The organism is Streptomyces sp. NPDC001732 (genome assembly GCF_053596315.1).
In genome coordinates this window covers 101,242-119,432 of the sequence record NZ_JBSFFY010000009.1, presented here as the reverse complement: position 1 = coordinate 119,432, position 18,191 = coordinate 101,242, and the positions used below count along the sequence as shown (strand labels likewise).

Below are 18,191 nucleotides of genomic sequence, written 5' to 3'. Positions count from 1 at the left end.
CGGGGACGGGGGCGGGGCTTCGAATGCGGTGGAACGGGGGCGTGACGGACACGGACGGGTGAGATGGGCCACGTGGCCGGAACGAGGGTCGGGGTGGTGGCCGGGGCGGAGCCGGACGGAGGATGAGGCGGTGGCCCCTGCCGCCTCTGTTGCCCCAGCGACCCCAGCGACCCCAGCGACCCCAGCAGCCCCAGCGGCTCCAATAGCCCCAGTAGCCCCAGCGGTCCGGCTGGGGCCCGGCAGCCTCTGCCGTCCCGGGGGGCCTGGGCGTCACTCCGGCAGTCGGGTGCCCGGCGGCAGGTGGATGTCGAACTCGCCGGCCAGCACCCGCAGCACCTCGTCGCCGTCCGCCAGCTCCCGCTCCTCGCGACTGCCGTCGTCGGCCGTGACCGCGAACGTGCGGCCGGTCAGCGACAGGTGCGCGCCCGGGGTGGTCCGCAGGGCGTACACCCCGGACGAGAACGGGGAGCGCGGGTTGGTCGCGATGTGCCAGTTGATGACCTCGTAGTCCGGCGCCTCGAAGGGCTCCAGGGTGAAGGTGTACTGCGGCTGCCAGGTCCCGTCGGCGGTGTGCGTCCGCAGCTCCCACAACTCCAGCGGTCCGTCGTGCGGGACGGTCGCGAGCCGGTGGCGGCGCGGGGCGTCGTGCACCTCGGCGCCCGCGGCCAGCGGGATCGGTTCCAGCAGCGAACCGGCCGCGCCGAAGCCGACGTCGGCCAGGTACGGGGTGGGCTCGCCCGGCACCCGCACCGACATCAGCATGTGGGTGCGCGGCCGGACGTCGCCGGGCCGGGCCCCCAGCACCACCCGTGCGCACAGCCGGGTGACCCGGAACCCGAGCGCGGTCAGCGCGGCGGCGAGCAGGGTGTTCTGCTCGTAGCAGTACCCGCCGCGCCGGCCGTGCACGAGCTTCGCCTCCAGGTCGGCGATCGCGAGCGAGGGCGCGCTGCCGAGAACCGGGTCCAGGTTCTCGAAGGGGATGCCCAGGGCGTGGGCGCGGTGCACGGAGCGCAGTACTTCCGCGGTCGGCTCGCGCTTCCCGCTCCAGCCGATGCGGCCGAGGTAGGCGTCGAGGTCGGACAGGTGCTCGCGGTCGGAGGTCATGCCCCCGACAGTACGCAGCGGGGCGGCCGACCACCTCGGGCCAGGGACGGAGAGGGTCCGGTACTCGGGACCCAGGCCCGGAGCGGGCCGTCGCCGTGGTCACCGAACCGAACCGAACCGAACCGGCCCGACCCGACCGCACCGGGCACAGGATGTCGGGTCCGAGGGGGTGCGTCGTTCCTAGCGTGGGAGTTCGTCAGGGAAGGAGTCCGGGGTGCTGGAGAAGCTGAACCAGGCCATGGAACACATCGAGGGCCGTCTCGACGGGCGGATCGAGGTGACCGAGCTGGCGCGGATCACCATGACGTCGGAGTACCACTTCCGGCGGATGTTCTCCGCGCTGGCCGGGATGCCGCTGTCGGAGTACGTCCGGCGCAGGCGGCTGACGCTCGCGGGGGCCGAAGTGCTCATGGGGGAGCGGACACTGCTGGAGATCGCCGTCCGGTACGGCTACTCCTCGGGGGAGGCGTTCGCGCGGGCGTTCCGGGCCATGCACGGCATCGGTCCGGGTGAGGCCCGACGGGCCGGTGCGGCTCTGCGTTCGCAGCCCCGGATGTCCTTCCGGCTCGTGATCGAGGGGAGCAGCAGCATGCGATACCGGATCGTGGAGAAGGGGGAGTTCCGTGTGGTGGGCAAGAAGGCGCGGGTCCCGTTGGTGCACGAGGGGATGAACCCGGCCATCGCCGAGTTCGTCCGGGGCATCGGCAAGGAGGCCATGGACCGCATCGCGGCCCTGTCGGACCAGCGGCCGGAAGGCATCGTCGGAGTGAGCGACAAGCTCGCCGAGAGCCGTGCGGAGGGGACCGAACTCGACTACTACCACGGCGTGGTGACGGGCGCGCACGTGCCCGACGACCTGGACGCGCTGGTGGTCCCGGCGGGTTCCTGGGCCGTCTTCGAGAACTCCGGCCCCTTCCCGCAGGCGCTCCAGTACCTGTGGCGGGACGTGTTCACGCAGTGGTTCCCGTCCAACCCCTACCGGAGCCGGCCCGGCCCCGAGATCCTGCGCACCAGGCTCTCGCCGGACGGCACCCAGGCCGAGGCGGAACTCTGGATCCCGGTGGAACCGGCCGCCTCCTGAAGCCCGGAGCGAAGGCCGGGGTGAAGCCCGACTCGAAGCCCGACGCGAAGTCCGCATCAGGGCAAGGGAGTTGAGGGCGGCTTGAAACCACCCCTTGTGGGGCCCCCTCCAGTAGGCGCAACATGCGCATGTCAAAACCGAAGGAACTTCGGTTGCAGGGGCCAATCGGACCCTGCACATACGCCTGGAGGGGACCCCCACATGAAAAAGCCTCTCGTCGGTGCGCTGTTCGCCGTTCTGCTCCTCGGAGCGGGTGTCGCACCGGCCACCGCGGCCACCGCTCACGAAGCCGCGTCACCCGGCACCGTCAAGGAGAAGGTCGGGCCCAAGGCGGTCGACTTCGCCGGAACCGTGGCGCTGAGCAACTGTTCCGGCTCCGTCGTCCGCACGCCCGACTCCCAGCCCGGTGACCCCGCGCTCGTGCTCTCCAACGGGCACTGCATGGAGACCGGATTCCCGGGGCCGGGCGAGGTCGTGTTCGACCGGCCGTCCACCCGCAGCTTCACCCTGCTGAACGCCTCGGGCAGCGGCGTCGGCACCCTGCGCGCGAGCAAGATCGCGTACGGGACGATGACCGACACCGACATATCGGTGTACCAACTCACCCGCACCTACGCCCAGATCGAGAGCACCTACGGCATCAAGGCGCTGGAGCTCAACGCCGCGCACCCGGTCGAGGGCACCGCGATCACGGTCGTGTCCGGCTACTGGAAGCGCACGTACTCCTGCAACGTCGACGGCTTCGTCTACCGCCTCAAGGAAGGGGAGTGGACCTGGAAGGACTCGGTCCGCTACACCTCCGCCTGCAAGACCATCGGCGGTACGTCCGGCTCCCCGGTGATCGACAACGCGACCGGCAAGGTCGTCGCCGTCAACAACACCGGCAACGAGGACGGCCTGGAGTGCGCGGACAACAACCCGTGCGAGGTCGACGAGAACGGCAACGTGACGGTGCGCGAGGGCATCAACTACGCCCAGCAGACCTACGGCCTCGTGCCGTGCATCGGTGCCGGCAACAAGTTCGACCTCAACCGGCCGGGATGCACACTGCCCAAGCCGTGAGTGCGTGACTGCCCGGGTGCACGACTGCCGGAGCGTATGACTGCCCGGCTGTGCGAACGCCCGGGTGGGTGACTGCTTGAGCGCGTGACTGTTTGAGCGCGTGACCGCCGCGATGCCCGACGGGGTGTCGCGGCGGTTGTGCACCTGCCGGTCCACCCGGCCCCTTCCGAACCACCCGGCCCGCCCGGCTCATCGCGTCCCGGCGCGGCGGATCGCCGCCTCGATCCCGTCCAGCAGCACGCCGAGCCCCACCTCGAACGTCTCCCGCGCCTCGCGCTCCAGGTACGGCACCTCCGCCGAGGACGTGTCCGGGGGCTGTGGGGCGGACGCGCGTTCCATCGCGCTCAGGCTCGGGTAACGGTCCGCGAAGTCGGGCGCCACCTCGCCCAGCAGTGCCGAGCGGGCGAACCACCACTCCTCGTCCGGCTCGCCCGTCGCCGTCGCGGCCTGTCGTGCCTCGGCGACCGTCCCGGCGCAGCCCCGGACGAAGTGGGACAGCGTCCCGACCAGTCGCCGCAGCACGGCCGCGTCGAGCCCGGTCCGGTTCAACAGGCGCACGAGGGTGTCCAGTCCCGCGTACTCGTGCGGGCCGAGGACCGGGCGGGCCTGGGAGATCCGGAGCACCCAGGGGTGGCGCAGCTGGAATTCGAGGGTGTCCCGCGCCCAGTCGGTGAGCCCCGCCCGCCAGTCGCCGGTGTCCGGGTAACGGGTGGGCAGTTCGGCGTGGACGGCGTCGTACATCAGGTCCAGCAGTTCGTCCTTGCCGGGCACGTAGGTGTAGAGCGCCATCGCCGTACGGCCGAGCCGCTCGCCCACCGCGCGCATCGAGAGTGCGGCCATGCCCTTCTCGTCCGCGACGGCGATCGCGGCGGTCACGATCGCGTCGACGCCCAGCCCCGGCCGGGGGCCGGGGCCGGGGCGTCGGCCGGGCTCTTCCGGCCGGTCGGCGCGCCACAGCAGGGACATCGACCGGCGGGCGTCGCCCTGCCCGGCAAAGACCACCACTTGCGACTCCTTACGTCGTAAAGTAACTTCCCCCGGGTAATTCCTTACGGCGTAAAATATCAGTCGGAGAGGGCGGTGGCCGCGATGGGGCAGGCGTTGGCGGTGTCGTACGTACGAGTCGTGGGCGTGGAGCGGATCACTCCGCGCACGGCGCGCGTCACCTTCACCGGGGACGCGTTGGCGGAGCTCATGGAGGACCGGCCCGACCAGCAGATGAAGCTCTGCTTCCCGAGGGAGGGGCAGGACGTCCCCCGGCTGCCGGAGCCGGACGCCGACGACACGTACGGCATGCGCTGGTACGAGGCGTACCTGGCGGTCCCGGAGCCCGAGCGTCCGTCGATGCGGAGCTTCACCGTCCGTGCGTACGACCCCGGTTCCGGCCTGATGACGGTCGACTTCGTGCTCCACGGCGACGACGGTCCGGCCGTCCGCTGGGGCCGGCGCGCCCGCCCCGGCGACGTGCTCGGCATGGTCGGTCCGTCGTCCGCGTACGCCCGGCCGCTGCCCGTCGCCGACTGGCTGCTGCTGGCCGGGGACGAGACGGCGCTGCCCGCGATCGGGACGGTCCTGGAGTTCCTGCCGGCCGGTGGGCGGGCGCTCGCCTGGATCGAGGTGGCCGACGCGGCGGAGGAACGGCCGCTCGGCTCGTCCGGTGACGTGACCGTCCACTGGGTGCACCGCGACCGGGGCGGGTCGTTGCCCGACGCGGTGCGGGCAGCCCGGCTGCCCGCCGGGTCCGGGGCGGCGTGGCTGGCCGGGGAGGCGGGAACGGTACGGAACCTGCGCCGCCACCTGGTCGAGGAGCGCGGACTGCCCAGGAAGGCCGTGGAGTTCACCGGCTACTGGCGGCGCAGCCTCACCCAGGACGACGCCCCGACCGAGGAGGACCTGGCCTGGGCGAAGGAGCAGATGGAGGAGGGGGCGGGGGAGGCGGCCCCGTAGGCCGGGAGTCCTCGTGGACAGGGGGCTTCATGGACCGGGGGGTTCATGGACAGGGGGTTCATGGATCGGGCCCCTGTGGGCCGGGGTCTCACAGGCCGCCCCGGGTGCTTCCCGCTCCCCGGACGGCCCGGCCCGCGAGTGTCTGGGTGCGGCGGCCGTCCTCGATGACGAACCGGCCGTCGATCAGTACGTGCGGGATGCCGACCGGCAGGGTGCGCGGTTCCTCGAAGGTCGAGCCCGCCGCCACCGTCGCCGGGTCGAAGAGCACCAGGTCGGCGCGGTAGCCCTCGCGTACGTACCCGCGGTCGGTCAGCCGCAGTCGCCTCGCCGGGCGCGAGGTGAGACGGGCGACGCACTCCTCCAGGGTGAGGATGCCCAACTCCCGTACGTACCGGCCGAGATACTGCGGGAACGTGCCGTAGGCGCGCGGGTGCGGCTTGTCGCCCTGGAGGATGCCGTCGCTGCCGCCGGTGTGCACCCGGTGGCGCATGATCCGCCGCACGTTCTCCTCGTGGCCCACGTGCTGGAGGATCGTGGAGCCGAGCCGGTCCTCGACGAGCAGCCTGCGGGCGGTCGCCCAGGGCGCCTCGCCGAGCAGCCGGGCGGACTCGGCGACCGTGCGCCCGACGTGGTCGGCGAGTGCGGGCGTGCCGACGCCCGAGATCTCGATGGTGTCCCACTCGATCGGCACCCCGTGGCAGCCGTCCGAGCCCAGTTCCTCCATGTGGTGCCGGATGCGCTCGGCCGTCGCGTCGTCCGCGAGGCGGGCGAGCACCGCGTCCGGTCCGCCCTCGCTCGCCCAGCTCGGCAGCATCGCGACGAGGGTCGTGCAGCCCGGGGTGTACGGATAGGTGTCGAGGGAGATGTCCGCGCCCGCGTCGAGCGCGTCGTCGAGCAGGGCGAGGAGCTCGGGCGCCCTGCCCTCGTTCACGCCGAAGTTCATGGTGGCGTGGGCGAGATGGAGGGCGCAGCCCGCGTTCCGGGTGAGCCGCACCATCTCCTCGTACGCGTCGAGCGCGCCCGCCCCGTACGAACGGTGGTGCGGGCAGTAGTAGCCGTCGTACTCGGCCACCACCCGGCACAGTTCGGTGAGTTCGGCGTCGTTCGCGTACATGCCGGGGGTGTACGTGAGCCCGGAGGACATGCCGACCGCGCCCTCCGCCATGCCCCGGGCGACGAGTTCCTTCATCCGGTCCAGTTCGGCGCCGGTGGCGGGGCGGTCCTCCCAGCCCATCGCGTACATCCGGACCGTGCCCTGCGGGATCAGGTAGGCGGCGTTGACCGCGATGCCCCGGCCGTCGAAGCCGCGGTCCAGCCGGTCGAGGTACTCGCCGACCGTGCGCCAGTCGAAGTCGATGTCGTCACCGTTGCCGTTCCAGCCGGCGATGGAGCGCCGGACCTCGGCGAGCGTCCGGTCGTCGACCGGTGCGTACGACAGCCCGTCCTGGCCGAGGACTTCGAGGGTGACGCCCTGCGCGGCCTTCGCGCCGTGGTCCGGGTCGCGGAGCAGCGCGAGGTCGCTGTGCGCGTGCATGTCGACGAAGCCGGGGGAGAGGGCGAGCCCGTCGGCTTCGAGGGTGCGACGGGCGGTGGGGCGCGGGCCGGGTGCGCCCTCGGGGTGGATCTCGGCGATCCGGCCGCCGGCGATGGCCACGTCGGCCCGGCGCGCGGGGCCGGCGGTGCCGTCGACGACGTGGGCGTTGCGGATGACCAGGTCCATGGATGGCTCCTGACGACTGGCGGAATCGAGCCCCTCCGGTGGTCGAGGAGCTGTTCAAGCCCCTCCGGCGATTGAGGAGCGGAGGTCCGGGGGCGGAGCCCCCGGTTACGGGAAGGGGCGGGGAAGGGAGAGCCCCCCGCAGGGGACGCCCCCCAGGAACGCCCCCGGAGGGGCCCCGGACCCCGCCGGGGATCACGGGGTCAGAAGAACGTGCGGACGAAGTCGACGACCGCCCCGTCCTCCGCGACCAGCGGAATCAGCTGCCACTTGTCGAAGCTCGTGCACGGGTGCGACAACCCCATCCCCACCCAGTCGCCGACCTCCAGCTCCGCCCCCGGCTCCGTGCGCACCCACGTGTGCTGGTCCGACAGGCCGCTGACCGAGATGCCCGTCGCGGGCCGGACCGTGCCGTCGCGGCCGGAGCGCACGACCTGCGCCTCGGGGAGGTCGAGGTCGTGCGCCGCGTCCCGCTTGCCCGCGTTCAGGAACGCCTGCTCGGCAGTGGGACGGGAGACCACCTGCGCCCACAGCCGGAAGGCAGGCCGCAGGCCCCCCTCCTCGGGGACGCGGTTGAACGGGGTGAGGTGGCGGTAGTGGCCGTCGTCGTGCGAGACGTACGCCCCCGAGCGCAGCAACTTCAGTACCGGCGCGGAGAGTTCCGGGATCTGCGCGAACACGTCCGCCACCGCGTCGAACCACGCGCTGCCGCCCGCGCTGATCACGACCTCCTCGCCGGACGCCGCCACGGCCGCGAACCGGCCCGCCCGGTCGAAGTCGACGGCCAGCGCGACGAGCCGGCGCAGCCACTGCCGTACCCGCTCGCCGGACGCGTCCGGCACCTCGCCCTCGTAACCGGCCACGCCCACCAGCCGCAGGGTCCCGGTCGCGGCCACCGCGTCGGCGACCGCCGCGCAGTCGGCCTCGGTGCGGGCGCCGGTGCGCGCGCCCTCGCCCGCGCCCAGCTCCACGACGACGTCGACGGGGCGGGAGGCGCCCGCCGCCCGCAGCGCCTCGTCCATCAGCTCGACGCCGCGCACGGAGTCGACGTAACAGACGAAGCGGAAGTCCGGGTCGGAGTCCAGCTCGCCGCCCAGCCAGCGCAGGGCCGCCGCGTCGACCAGTTCGTTGGCGAGGAAGATCCGCCGGATTCCGTACGCCCGGTAGACCCGGGCCTGGTGCGGCACCGCCGCGGTGATGCCCCAGGCGCCGTGCTCCAGCTGGCGCTCGAAGAGCTGCGGGGACATGGAGGTCTTGCCGTGCGGGGCGAAGGCGAGCCCGTGGCGCTCCGCGTACGTCTCCAGGAGGGCGAGGTTGTGCTCGACCGACTCGGCGGACAGGGCGAGCACCGGGGTGGTGAACCCGCCCGTGAAGAGGTCGCGCCGCTCGGCGGCGAGAGCGCCCACGGTCAGGCCCTCCGCGTCGGGGGGAAGTGCCTTGAAGCGGTGGTCGACCGGCTCGTCGGCGAGTCCGGCCACGGAACGGTCGGCGGCCAAGGGGGCCTCCTCGATCGAAGTAGTCGTTGCATCATGTGCAACACCCATTGCGTATATCGCTTGACGCTGTCTAACATCCGAGCCAACGCCGGGTCAATGGCGCGTGTCCGTGCCGCACCCCGGACCACACCGCCCGTCGTGCCCCGAACCGCGCCACCGAACCGCGCCCCAGAACCCGAACCGCGCCCCAGAACTCGCGAGGAGCCCCGAGTGCCCGGAACCCCGGCCAGGACCGCCGACGCCGACATGGCCACCGAAGTCGTGTGCCTCGGCGAGTCCATGGTGACGTTCCTGCCGTCGCAGCCCGGACGCCTCGCCGACGTGCCCTCCTTCGGCCGCGGCATCGGGGGCGCCGAGTCCAACGTCGCCTGCGCGCTGGCCGCCGCCGGCCACCGGACGGCCTGGGTGAGCCGGGTCGGCGCGGACGGCTTCGGGGACCACCTCGTCGAGGCGATCGCCGGATACGGGGTGGACACCTCCGCCGTGCGACGCGACCCGGCGCGGCCCACCGGGATCTACTTCCGCACGGCGACCGACCGGGCCGCCGACGTGCACGAGGTCGCCTACTACCGGGCCGGGTCCGCCGCCTCCGCGATGTCCCCGGACAACGCCCCGTACGAGGCGCTGTTCGCCGGCCGGGTCCTGCACCTGTCCGGCATCACGGCCGCGCTCTCCGCCGACTGCCTGGCCCTGCTGCGCGAGCTGACCGCCCCCCGGCCCGGCCGCCCCCTCGTCTCCTTCGACGTCAACCACCGGCCGGGCCTGTGGCGGGACGGGGCGGAGCCGTCCGTCCTGCTCGACCTGGCCCGCGGCGCGGACCTCGTCTTCGTCGGCGAGGACGAGGCGGAGGAGGCGTGGGGCGTGCGGGGGACCGAGGCGATCCGCGCGGCCCTGCCGGAACCGGAGGTGCTGGTCGTGAAGCGGGGGCCGGAGGGCGCCACGGTCTTCTCGGGGGCCGACGGCACCACCACCGTCCCCGCGCTCCAGGTCGACGTCGTCGCTCCCGTCGGCGCCGGTGACGCCTTCGCCGCCGGGTTCCTCTCCGCCACCCTCCGCGGCCTGCCCGTGCGCGACCGGGTCCGGCACGGCCACCTCATGGCCGCCGCCGTCCTCACCGTCCCCGGCGACCTCACCGCTCCGCCGGCCCGCGCGTACGCCGACGCCCTTGCCGCCCTGGACGACGGGACCTGGGGGAGACTTCGTCTCGGCCCCGGCTGGACGGGGGAGGACCAGGAGGTACGTACGACATGAGTCAGACCGTAGACCGGGCGCTGAGCATCCTGCCGCTGCTCGCCCAGGGACCCGCCGACCTCGGGCAGGTCGCCGAGCGGCTCGACGTCCACAAGTCCACGGCGCTGCGCCTGCTCCGTACGCTCCACGAGCACGGACTCGTCTACCGCCAGCAGGACCAGCGCTACCGCCTCGGCGCCCGGCTCTTCGCCCTCGCGCAGGAGGCCGTCGAGAACCTCGACGTACGGGAGATCGCCCACCCCCACCTCGTCGAACTCAACGAGAACTGCGGCCACACCGTCCATCTCGCGGTGTACGAGGAGCAGGAGGTCCTCTACATCGACAAGGTCGAGAGCCGCTACCCGGTCCGGATGTACTCGCGGATCGGCAAGCCCGTCGCGATCACCGTCGCCGCCGTGGCGAAACTGCTGCTCGCCGACCTCACCGAGCCCGAGCGGCGCGCCGTCGCCGAGAAGCTCGACTACCCCATGTACACGTCCCGTTCGACCCCGAACGCCGGTGCCTTCCTCAAGGAGCTCACCGTCGTCCGCGAACAGGGCTGGGCCACCGACCTCGGCGGCCACGAGGAGTCCATCAACTGCATCGGCGCCCCCATCAGGGGAGCGGACGGGCGGGTCGTCGCAGCGATGTCGGTCTCCGCGCCCAATGTCGTCGTCACGGCCGAGGAACTCCTCACCCTGCTCCCCCTGGTGCGGCGCACCGCCGAAACCGTCAGCCGGGAGTACTCCGGTACCGACACCCGACCCAAGAAAGCCTGAACAGCCATGACCGAGAAGATCGCCCTCACCCCGAGCACCCACACCACGCCCCCCGCGAAGTTCTCGCACGGGGTGAAGAAGGGGAACATCCTCCAGGTCGCAGGCCAGGTCGGCTTCCTGCCCGCCGTCGAGGGCCAGGCCCCGACCCCCGCCGGCCCGACCCTGCGCGAGCAGACCCTCCAGACCTTCGCCAACGTCAAGGCCATCCTGGAGGAGGGCGGCGCGAGCTGGGACGACGTGATGATGATGCGCGTCTACCTCACGGACGTGGACCACTTCGCCGAGATGAACGAGATCTACAACTCCTACTTCGCCGAGCAGAACCTCACGGCGCCCCCCGCCGCCCGTACGACGGTCTACGTCGGCCTCCCCAAGGGCCTGCTCATCGAGATCGACGCCCTCGCGGTCCTCGGCTGAACCGGCCGATCCGACCGATCCGACCGATCAGGCCGAGTCGGCTGATCCAACTGATCCAACTGATCTGACCAGGCCGACCGGGCCACTTCAACCAGTCCGGCCGAGCAGGTCACTTCGGCCGACCGGGCCACTTTGGCCGACCAGGCCGATCCGTTTGCCGTACCTCCCCCACCACCTCATCGCGCACGGCACGGCGCTTCGCCCCACGGAAGCGCCGTGCCGCGCTCCACCGCACCCAAAAACCCTCTCCGACCACGGAGTTTGCCCATGTTGCTCGCCGCTTCCCCACAACCGGTCGAGACGCCACCCCACACCGGCGGCCTCCTCTTGCTCATCGACGGCACCGCCGGCCTGCTGACCGTCGCCGCCCTCGGTATCGCGCTCCTCCTCTTCCTGATCATCAAGGTCAGGCTGCAGCCGTTCGTCGCGCTGCTCGCCGTCTCCATAGCCGTCGGCCTCGGCGCCGGTCTCTCCGTCACGGAACTCTTCGGCACGGTCCAGAAGTCCGCCGCCGTCTCCGTCGTCGAATCCGGCATGGGCGGCATCCTCGGCCACGTGGCCATCATCATCGGCCTCGGCACGATGCTCGGCGCGATCCTCGAAGTCTCCGGCGGGGCCGAGGTGTTGAGCGCCCGCCTGCTGAACCTCTTCGGTGAGAAGCGGGCCCCGCTCGCCATGGGAATGACCGGCCTCCTCTTCGGCATCCCGGTCTTCTTCGACGTCGGCATCTTCGTCCTCGCACCGATCGTGTACGCCGCCGCCAAACGCCCCCAAGCTCTCGACCCCGCTCGAGCAGGGGGGACCCCCCGCGGCAAGTCGATCCTGCTCTACGCGATGCCGCTGCTGGCGGGCCTCTCCATGACCCACGCGTTCCTGCCGCCGCACCCCGGCCCGGTCGCCGCCGCCGGACTCTTCCAGGTCTCCCTCGGCTGGGTCATCCTGATGGGCGCCCTCGTCGGCATCCCGTCCGTCCTCGCCGCCTGGGGCTACGCCGCCTGGATCGGGAAGCGGATCTTCGTCGCGGTCCCGCAGGACATGGTCGAGGCCGCCGAGGAGGCGAAGGCCGCGGTCGCCGCCGAACAGCGGGCCGCCGGGGTCACCCCGCGCGAGGAGCCGGTCGCGCTCGCCACCGTGCTCACGATCATCGGCACCCCGCTGGTGCTGATCCTCGCCGCGACGTTCTCCTCCATCGCCCTGGACCCCTCCACCCCGCGCTCGGTCATCGAGTTCTTCGGCAACCCCTTCGTGGCCCTGACGATCGCGCTGCTGCTCGCGTACTACCTGCTCGGCATCCGGCGCGGCTGGTCCCGCAAGTCCCTGGAGTCGGTGTCCACCTCCTCCCTCAAGCCGGTCGGCAACATCCTGCTGGTCGTCGGCGCGGGCGGTGTCTTCGGCGCCGTCCTCAAGGGCAGCGGCATCGCGGACGCGCTCGCGGACACCTTCAACGACGTCGGCCTGCCCGTCATCCTGCTCGCCTGGCTGATCTCCGTGGTGCTGCGTGTCGCCCAGGGATCGGCGACGGTCGCCATCGTCACCACCGCCGGCATCGTCGTCCCCCTGGTCGAGGGACAGGGCCTGTCGCAGGCCCATCTGGCACTGATCATCATGGCGATCTCGGCCGGCTCGATCTTCGCCTCGCACGTCAACGACGGCGGCTTCTGGATGGTGTCGAAGTACTTCGGCATCTCCGAACGCGACACCCTGAAGTCCTGGACGGTCCTGGAGACGGTCCTGTCGGTCGCGGGATTCGCGGTGGCGGCACTGCTGAGTCTGGTGATCTAAGGGCTGTGGCCCTGTCTCTCCTGCCCTGATCCCCGACCTCCGATCCGTGTCCCTTGCCCACTGCCCGGCCGCCTGCTCCCCTGGCCTCCGAACCCCGGTGGCTCAGGCCTGGCTGACGCAGACGATGTTCTTGTTGTCGTCCACCTTCCAGTACCAGTAGCGCTGCCCGCCGTTCGCCGGGCAGATCTGGCCCCGGTACGACTTGGGCGCCCGGTAGTAGCCGGTGATCTGTGCGATCGACTGGCCCGCGACGGGCACCTTGTCGGCGTTGCAGCTCCAGACCACCAGCAGATCGGCGTTGCCGTTGCCGTCGAGGTCGGCGGGGAAGCACTGGCCCTTGCGGAACTGACGGGTCACGCACAGCGTCGTGTTCATGCCGTCGTTCGCCCGGTGGTACCACCTGCCACGGCCGTTCCCGGAAGGGCAGGGGTCGGGGGTGCCGCCGGTCGAGTAGGCGCGGGTGACGTGGACGTACGCGTTGGCGGAGTCGCAGTCGACCAGGAGGGGCACCGTGGAGTTCCACTTGCCGTACCCGTCGGCGTAGGCGTTGAGGCATTGGCCGCTGCGCACGGATCGGAACGCCCGGTCCATGGCGTTGGCGGTCGGGGTGGGTGTCGGCGTCCAGCTCCGGTTCGCCGTGGAGCCGTAGGTGCTGCCGGTGGCCGAGGTGCCGGTGTCGTCCGTTTTCCAGGGCTGCCAGAAGAAAAGGACGAGGATGGCGAGCGGGATGAGCATCCAGGCATCGCTGGAGGACTTCTTCGCCGTCGACTCGGGGGCCGGTGCGGATGAGGGCTCGGGCTTGGGGCGGGCCGAGGACGACATGGCGCGGGCACGCCGTGCGTTCCGTTCCTTCGCAGCCCGCTCCCGCTCGGCCCGTTCCTTCTCCGTGCGTTCTTTCTCCGCTCGTTCCTTTTGTTCCTTTCGTGCGCGTTCGCGTTCCGCCCGTTTCTCGGCGCGTTCCCGCTCGGCGCGCTCGTGCTCCTTCGCGGCGCGTTCCCGCTCCCGCGCGGCCCGCTTGCGCTCCCGCAGCTGCGCCTCGCGCTCCGCCGTGTACATCCGGGTGGGGTTCGGCGGCGGTACCACGCTCGTGCGCTGATCCACGGTCGGGGCGTCCGGGGCGATCCGGTTCGCGCGGGCCAGCTCCCGGCCCTGGGCCGCGTACTCCCCGATCAGTGCCGTCCAGCGCGGCGGCAGCCAGCGGTTCCCGCTGCGCGTGGTGGGCAGCCCGGCCTGGTCCTCGCGGAACCGGGCGAGCAGTTCGGCCGGTGCGGGCCGTTCGGCGGGGTCGGCGGCCAGGCAGGGGCGGATCGTCGCTACGAGTTCCTTCGGCAGTCCGTCGAGGTCGAGTTCGCCGCGCTGGACGCGGGCCAGCAGCCGCAGGGTGTCGCCGTCCGCGGCGTAGGGCGGACGCCCGGTCGCCAGCAGGAACAGCGTCGCGCCCAGCGAGTACACGTCGGACGCGGTCGTCGATGCCTCGCCGCGCGCCTGCTCGGGCGAGGTGAAGGCGATCGTGCCCAGCGTCAGGCTGGTACGGGTGAGGTCGTCGGCGTGCGAGATGCCGAAGTCGATGACCCGGGGGCCGTCCAGGGGCAGCAGTACGTTCTGTGGTTTCACGTCGCGGTGGACGATGCCCTCGCGGTGGAGGGTGACCAGGGCCTCCGCCGTACCGGCCGCCGCCCACCGCACGGCCGACGCGGGCAACACCCCGCAGGTGCGGACGAGTTCGGAGAGCGGGGGCGCGGCGATGTAGTCGATGGCCATCCAGGGCCGCTCGGCGTCCGGGTCGGCCTCCCGCACCCGCGCCGTGTACGCGCTGTCGATCCGCTGGGCGAGCTTCACCTCGCGGGCGAAACGCCGCCGGTCGACGTCGCCGACCCGTCCCTCGGCCAACAGCGTCTTCACCGCGACGAGTTCCCCGGCATCCCGCCCGCCGCCCCGTGCGGGGCCCAGGGCCAGATAGATCCGCCCCATGCCGCCGGACGCCAGCCGTCCGATCAGCCGGTACGGCCCGAGAACCGCCGGATCGTCCCCGCTCAGCGCCTGAACCCGCGCCCCAGCCATTGCCATTCCCCCTGTCGCACCACCGCGCTCCCACCACGGTGGCACGCGGCCCCCCGCGGGACCACGGTTCCGGCTGTCCCGGACAGCGTGCGGACGGTCCGGGACAGGCCGGACCCGTACCGTCCGGGGCCCGAGGCCCGTGCGAGCAGTCGTGTCCGTCCCGCTGCCCGTTGCATCAACTCCCGTGCAGGGGTGCTGTGTTGCATTTGACGGTGCAGGACCCGGTGGTACAGTCGAAACCGAGTGAGATTAGTGAGATCGCTGAACTCATGCATATTTGCTTGAACTTGTACTTATTTACTTGTGTTTTTTCTAATGAAACGCGAACCCGATCACCCCATCGAGGAGATCGGGACCGTCCAGACCTGATGGGCCCGGGGTGCGAGGCACCCGAGACGCGCAGGCGGATCGGCTTGGACGGCGCGACTTGTATACATACTTTTACTTGTAGATCTTGAATCTCACTGCACGGCGCCCCCGAGAGGGACGCACCTCCGAGAACATCCGCGTATCGCGTCGGCGCAGGTGTCTCGACCCGAACCCGTCTGGTTTGGATCGAGCCCCCTGCGTGCCCGGTTCAAACCCGTTTCCGAAAGGTTTGAACCGTGGACGACGCCACCATCATCACCATTCTCGCCGTGGCCGGGGTGTTCTCGATCGTCTTGTTCAGCCTGAAAGGGCTGCTCGACCAGATTCCGGACGTCCTCGACTCGGCAGGACGAACGCGCGAGGCGTGGCTGCGCCTGAGGGGGACCGAGCCGTCGCCCCGGGCGAGGGACGAAGATCCGGCCCCGGTACGGCAGGCGCAACAGGTACAGCAGGCACAACAGGACCCGGAGCCGCCCGTCGCCGCCTGATCCGACCGGGCCCGACCTGCCCCGGGCCGGGCCGGGGCGGGGCAGGGCAGGGTGGGGCGGATCAGGCCGCCGAGGCGCAGATGATGCTCTTGCCCTTGTTCACCTGCCAGTACCAGAACCGCTCCCCGCTCCCCGCCGGGCACGTCCACTTGGTGCCCGGCGCGGGGGCCCGGTAATACCCGGTGATCCGGAGGATCGACTGGCCGGCCCGGGGGACGGTCGACGAGTTGCAGGCCAGTACCACCGTCAGGTCGGCGTTGACGGCTCCCTGGACCTGGGCGGGGAAGCACTGACCCACCTGGAACACCCGGTCCAGGCAGAGCGTTCTCTCGATCCCGTCCACACCCGACTTGTGCCACCAGGTGAAGCCCTGTCCCTGGTCGCAGCCGCTGGTCTCCCCGGAACTGGAGGTGACCCGGTTGACGTGCATGTAGGCGTTCCAGGCCCTGCAGTTCACCCGGACCGGGCGCTTGGCGCTCATGTTGCCGTGCCCGTCGTTGTACACGTTGAGGCAGTCACCGGCGCTGACCGCGCGGAACGCCCGGTCGATGGCGTCCGGGGTGGGGGTCGGCGTGGGTGTCGGCGTCGGGGTGGGTGTCTCCGAGGGTTCGTCGCTGTCGTCGCTGTCCGAGTCGTCCGTGGAACTCGTGGAGTCGTCGGCGTTCTCGTTGTCGTCCGTGCCGGTGGTCTCGTCGGAATGGGTGTCGAGGCCGCTGCCGGAGGTGACCGTGCCGGACGTGGTGGTGTCGGACGCGGACCCGCCGTTGCCCTTCCCCGTCGAGTTCCAGGGCTGCCAGAACAGGAGCGCGACGAGGACGACCGGAATGATCAGCCACTTCCAGCCCCCGGAACCGCTCGTGGACCCGGCCGGCCGGGGAGGCGACGGCGAACGGTTGGCCGAGGCCGAGGCCGAGGCGGATGCGGGTGCCGATGCCGATGCGGCGGCCCGGCGTGCTCGGGCCGCCGCGGCGCGTTCCCGTTCGGCCCGCGCTTCCCGTTCGGCCCGTGCTTCCTGCTCGGCGCGCGCCGCCCGTGCGGCCCGCGCTTCTCGTGCGGCCCGCGCCGCCCGTGCGGCTTCCTGGCGTGCGGCTTCGGCCCGTTCCCGTTCGGCGCGTGCCGCGCGTTCGGCCCGTTGGGCCTCCTGGCGTGCGGCTTCGGCCCGTTCGCGCTCGGCACGGGCTGCGCGTTCGGCGCGCGCCTCCCGTTCGGCCCGCTGTTCCTCCCGCTGCAGGGCCTCCCGGCGTGCGGCCTCGGCGCGTTCGCGTTCCGCCCGCTCCTGTTCGGCCTGTTCCGCCCGCTGCCGCTCCGCCAGCTCCGAGAGCGCCGCGAGCTCCTGACGGGTGCGGGCGCTTTCGCGGCGGGCGCGGGCGCGGGCGGCGCGGGCCCTGCGCTCCTCCGTGTAGACCATCGTCGGACGGGGCGGCGGCACCACGGCCGTGCGGTCGTCGGCCGGAGCCGTCGGGCCTGCGGGGCGGTCGTTCGCGAGTTCCTCGCCCTGGGCCGCGTACTCCCCGATCAGTCCCGTCCAGCGCGGCGGCAGCCAACGGGCGCCGCCGCGGGCCGTGGGCAACCCGGCCTGGTCCTTGCGGAACCGGGCGAGCAACTGGGCGGGCGCGGGGCGTTCGGCGGGGTCGGCGGCCAGGCAGGGGCGGATCGTCGCTACGAGTTCCTTTGGCAGTCCGTCGAGGTCGAGTTCGCCGCGCTGGACGCGGGCCAGCAGCCGCAGGGTGTCGCCGTCCGTGCTGTAGGGCGGGCGCCCGGTGGCGAGCAGGAACAGCGTCGCGCCCAGCGAGTACACGTCGGACGCGGTCGTCGACGCCTCGCCGCGTGCCTGCTCGGGCGAGGTGAAGGCGATCGTGCCGAGGGTGAGGCCGGTGAGCGTGAGGTCACTGGCGTGCGAGATGCCGAAGTCGATGACCCGGGGGCCGTCCAGGGGCAGCAGTACGTTCTGTGGTTTCACGTCGCGGTGGACGATGCCCTCGCGGTGGAGGGTGACCAGGGCCTCGGCCGTGCCGGCGGCGATCCACCGTACCGCCGACGCGGGTAACACCCCGCAGGTGCGGACGAGTTCGGAGAGCGAGGGGGCGGCGATGTAGTCGATGGCCATCCAGGGCCGCTCGGCGTCCGGGTCGGCCTTTCGCACCCGCGCCGTGTACGCGCTGTCGATACGCTGGGCGAGCTTCACCTCGCGGGCGAAGCGTCGCCGGTCGATGTCGCTGACGTGCCCCTCGGCCAGCAGTGTCTTCACCGCGACGAGACCCCGGCCGCCGCGCTCGCCGTCGTGGGCCAGATAGATCCGTCCCATGCCGCCGGACGCCAGCCGTCCGATCAGCCGGTACGGCCCGAGAACCGTCGGATCGTCCGTGTCCAGTGCCCGCACCCGAGCCGCGGCCATGTCATTCCCCCTGTCGCACCACTTTCGCGCCCCACAACGGTGCCACGCGCGCGCCCGAACAGCCATGGAACGGGGGAAGTCCCGGCACTCTGTTGCCGGTCCGCGACATGCCCGGCCCGGCTGCCGGCCCGGTCCCCGGAACCGGAGCGTGGCCCCCGCGACATGCAGCAGCGCCGCCGGGGGAGCGGCGGCGCTACTGGTCATGGAGTGCCGGGCCGCGGTCACCGCTGCTGCCGGGCGGCGGCGGCAGCGGTGACGGGTGC

General features: G+C 72.0%; 14 protein-coding genes. 8 read left to right on the top strand and 6 right to left on the bottom strand.

The features are described 5' to 3' along the window. Positions 1 to 270 precede the first annotated feature (270 nt). Complete coding sequence (locus ACWCXX_RS12665) at positions 271 to 1,104, bottom strand: arylamine N-acetyltransferase family protein (protein WP_451126335.1); 834 nt, start codon at positions 1,102 to 1,104, stop codon at positions 271 to 273. A 214-nt stretch (positions 1,105 to 1,318) separates the two neighbouring features. Here ACWCXX_RS12665 and ACWCXX_RS12660 point away from each other — a divergent pair, with 214 nt between their 5' ends. Beyond that, positions 1,319 to 2,185: an AraC family transcriptional regulator gene (locus ACWCXX_RS12660; RefSeq protein ID WP_451126334.1), complete on the top strand. Its 867-nt coding sequence runs from the start codon at positions 1,319 to 1,321 to the stop codon at positions 2,183 to 2,185. 201 nt (positions 2,186 to 2,386) lie between these two features. Continuing rightward, the gene (locus ACWCXX_RS12655; RefSeq protein ID WP_451126333.1) at positions 2,387 to 3,247 is read left to right on the top strand and encodes a S1 family peptidase; all 861 of its coding nucleotides are present in this window, start codon (positions 2,387 to 2,389) and stop codon (positions 3,245 to 3,247) included. A gap of 189 nt (positions 3,248 to 3,436) precedes the next feature. On the opposite strand, the gene ACWCXX_RS12650 is transcribed toward ACWCXX_RS12655, so the two are convergent. After that, positions 3,437 to 4,252 (bottom strand): TetR/AcrR family transcriptional regulator C-terminal domain-containing protein, encoded by an 816-nt coding sequence (locus ACWCXX_RS12650; RefSeq protein ID WP_451126332.1) that lies wholly within the window; start codon positions 4,250 to 4,252, stop codon positions 3,437 to 3,439. An 84-nt stretch (positions 4,253 to 4,336) separates the two neighbouring features. Between ACWCXX_RS12650 and ACWCXX_RS12645 the strand changes: the two genes are divergently transcribed. Beyond that, entirely contained in the window at positions 4,337 to 5,194 is an 858-nt protein-coding gene (locus ACWCXX_RS12645; protein ID WP_451126331.1) for a siderophore-interacting protein, read from the top strand. Positions 5,195 to 5,282: 88 nt separating this feature from the next. Here ACWCXX_RS12645 and ACWCXX_RS12640 read toward each other — a convergent pair whose 3' ends face one another. Beyond that, complete coding sequence (locus ACWCXX_RS12640) at positions 5,283 to 6,914, bottom strand: N-acyl-D-amino-acid deacylase family protein (RefSeq protein WP_451126330.1); 1,632 nt, start codon at positions 6,912 to 6,914, stop codon at positions 5,283 to 5,285. Positions 6,915 to 7,114: 200 nt separating this feature from the next. Continuing rightward, positions 7,115 to 8,455 carry an alanine racemase gene (locus tag ACWCXX_RS12635; protein ID WP_451126329.1) on the bottom strand — a complete coding sequence of 447 codons (1,341 nt, stop codon included), beginning with the start codon at positions 8,453 to 8,455 and terminating at the stop codon, positions 7,115 to 7,117. A gap of 198 nt (positions 8,456 to 8,653) precedes the next feature. Here ACWCXX_RS12635 and ACWCXX_RS12630 point away from each other — a divergent pair, with 198 nt between their 5' ends. The 4 genes from ACWCXX_RS12630 (at position 8,654) to ACWCXX_RS12615 (ending at position 12,615) form a co-directional block, all read left to right on the top strand. Beyond that, on the top strand, positions 8,654 to 9,658 hold the full coding sequence (locus tag ACWCXX_RS12630; RefSeq protein WP_451126459.1) for a sugar kinase: 1,005 nt from the start codon (positions 8,654 to 8,656) through the stop codon (positions 9,656 to 9,658). Then, positions 9,655 to 10,416 carry an IclR family transcriptional regulator gene (locus tag ACWCXX_RS12625; RefSeq protein WP_451126328.1) on the top strand — a complete coding sequence of 254 codons (762 nt, stop codon included), beginning with the start codon at positions 9,655 to 9,657 and terminating at the stop codon, positions 10,414 to 10,416. Before ACWCXX_RS12630 ends, ACWCXX_RS12625 begins: the two co-directional genes overlap by 4 nt. Before the next feature lie 6 nt (positions 10,417 to 10,422). Then, entirely contained in the window at positions 10,423 to 10,833 is a 411-nt protein-coding gene (locus ACWCXX_RS12620; RefSeq protein WP_451126327.1) for a RidA family protein, read from the top strand. Positions 10,834 to 11,100: 267 nt separating this feature from the next. Beyond that, a complete protein-coding gene (locus ACWCXX_RS12615) occupies positions 11,101 to 12,615 on the top strand; it encodes a GntP family permease (RefSeq protein ID WP_451126326.1) in 1,515 nt (504 codons plus the stop codon). A 102-nt stretch (positions 12,616 to 12,717) separates the two neighbouring features. On the opposite strand, the gene ACWCXX_RS12610 is transcribed toward ACWCXX_RS12615, so the two are convergent. After that, entirely contained in the window at positions 12,718 to 14,676 is a 1,959-nt protein-coding gene (locus ACWCXX_RS12610; protein WP_451126325.1) for a protein kinase domain-containing protein, read from the bottom strand. Positions 14,677 to 15,281: 605 nt separating this feature from the next. Here ACWCXX_RS12610 and ACWCXX_RS12605 point away from each other — a divergent pair. Further along, a complete protein-coding gene (locus ACWCXX_RS12605) occupies positions 15,282 to 15,533 on the top strand; it encodes a hypothetical protein (protein WP_451126324.1) in 252 nt (83 codons plus the stop codon). Positions 15,534 to 15,594: 61 nt separating this feature from the next. On the opposite strand, the gene ACWCXX_RS12600 is transcribed toward ACWCXX_RS12605, so the two are convergent. Beyond that, on the bottom strand, positions 15,595 to 17,928 hold the full coding sequence (locus ACWCXX_RS12600; RefSeq protein WP_451126323.1) for a serine/threonine-protein kinase: 2,334 nt from the start codon (positions 17,926 to 17,928) through the stop codon (positions 15,595 to 15,597). Positions 17,929 to 18,191: the final 263 nt, after the last annotated feature.

Excerpts from the sequence above, each read along its gene's own strand:
- ACWCXX_RS12665 (WP_451126335.1), bottom strand. The coding sequence starts at position 1,104 with ATGACCTCCGACCGCGAGCACCTGTCCGACCTCGACGCCTACCTCGGC.
- ACWCXX_RS12655 (WP_451126333.1), top strand. The coding sequence starts at position 2,387 with ATGAAAAAGCCTCTCGTCGGTGCGCTGTTCGCCGTTCTGCTCCTCGGA.
- ACWCXX_RS12645 (WP_451126331.1), top strand. The coding sequence starts at position 4,337 with ATGGGGCAGGCGTTGGCGGTGTCGTACGTACGAGTCGTGGGCGTGGAG.
- ACWCXX_RS12640 (WP_451126330.1), bottom strand. The coding sequence starts at position 6,914 with ATGGACCTGGTCATCCGCAACGCCCACGTCGTCGACGGCACCGCCGGC.
- ACWCXX_RS12635 (WP_451126329.1), bottom strand. The coding sequence starts at position 8,455 with ATGGGTGTTGCACATGATGCAACGACTACTTCGATCGAGGAGGCCCCC.
- ACWCXX_RS12630 (WP_451126459.1), top strand. The coding sequence starts at position 8,654 with ATGGCCACCGAAGTCGTGTGCCTCGGCGAGTCCATGGTGACGTTCCTG.
- ACWCXX_RS12625 (WP_451126328.1), top strand. The coding sequence starts at position 9,655 with ATGAGTCAGACCGTAGACCGGGCGCTGAGCATCCTGCCGCTGCTCGCC.
- ACWCXX_RS12620 (WP_451126327.1), top strand. The coding sequence starts at position 10,423 with ATGACCGAGAAGATCGCCCTCACCCCGAGCACCCACACCACGCCCCCC.
- ACWCXX_RS12615 (WP_451126326.1), top strand. The coding sequence starts at position 11,101 with ATGTTGCTCGCCGCTTCCCCACAACCGGTCGAGACGCCACCCCACACC.
- ACWCXX_RS12610 (WP_451126325.1), bottom strand. The coding sequence starts at position 14,676 with ATGGCTGGGGCGCGGGTTCAGGCGCTGAGCGGGGACGATCCGGCGGTT.
- ACWCXX_RS12600 (WP_451126323.1), bottom strand. The coding sequence starts at position 17,928 with ATGGCCGCGGCTCGGGTGCGGGCACTGGACACGGACGATCCGACGGTT.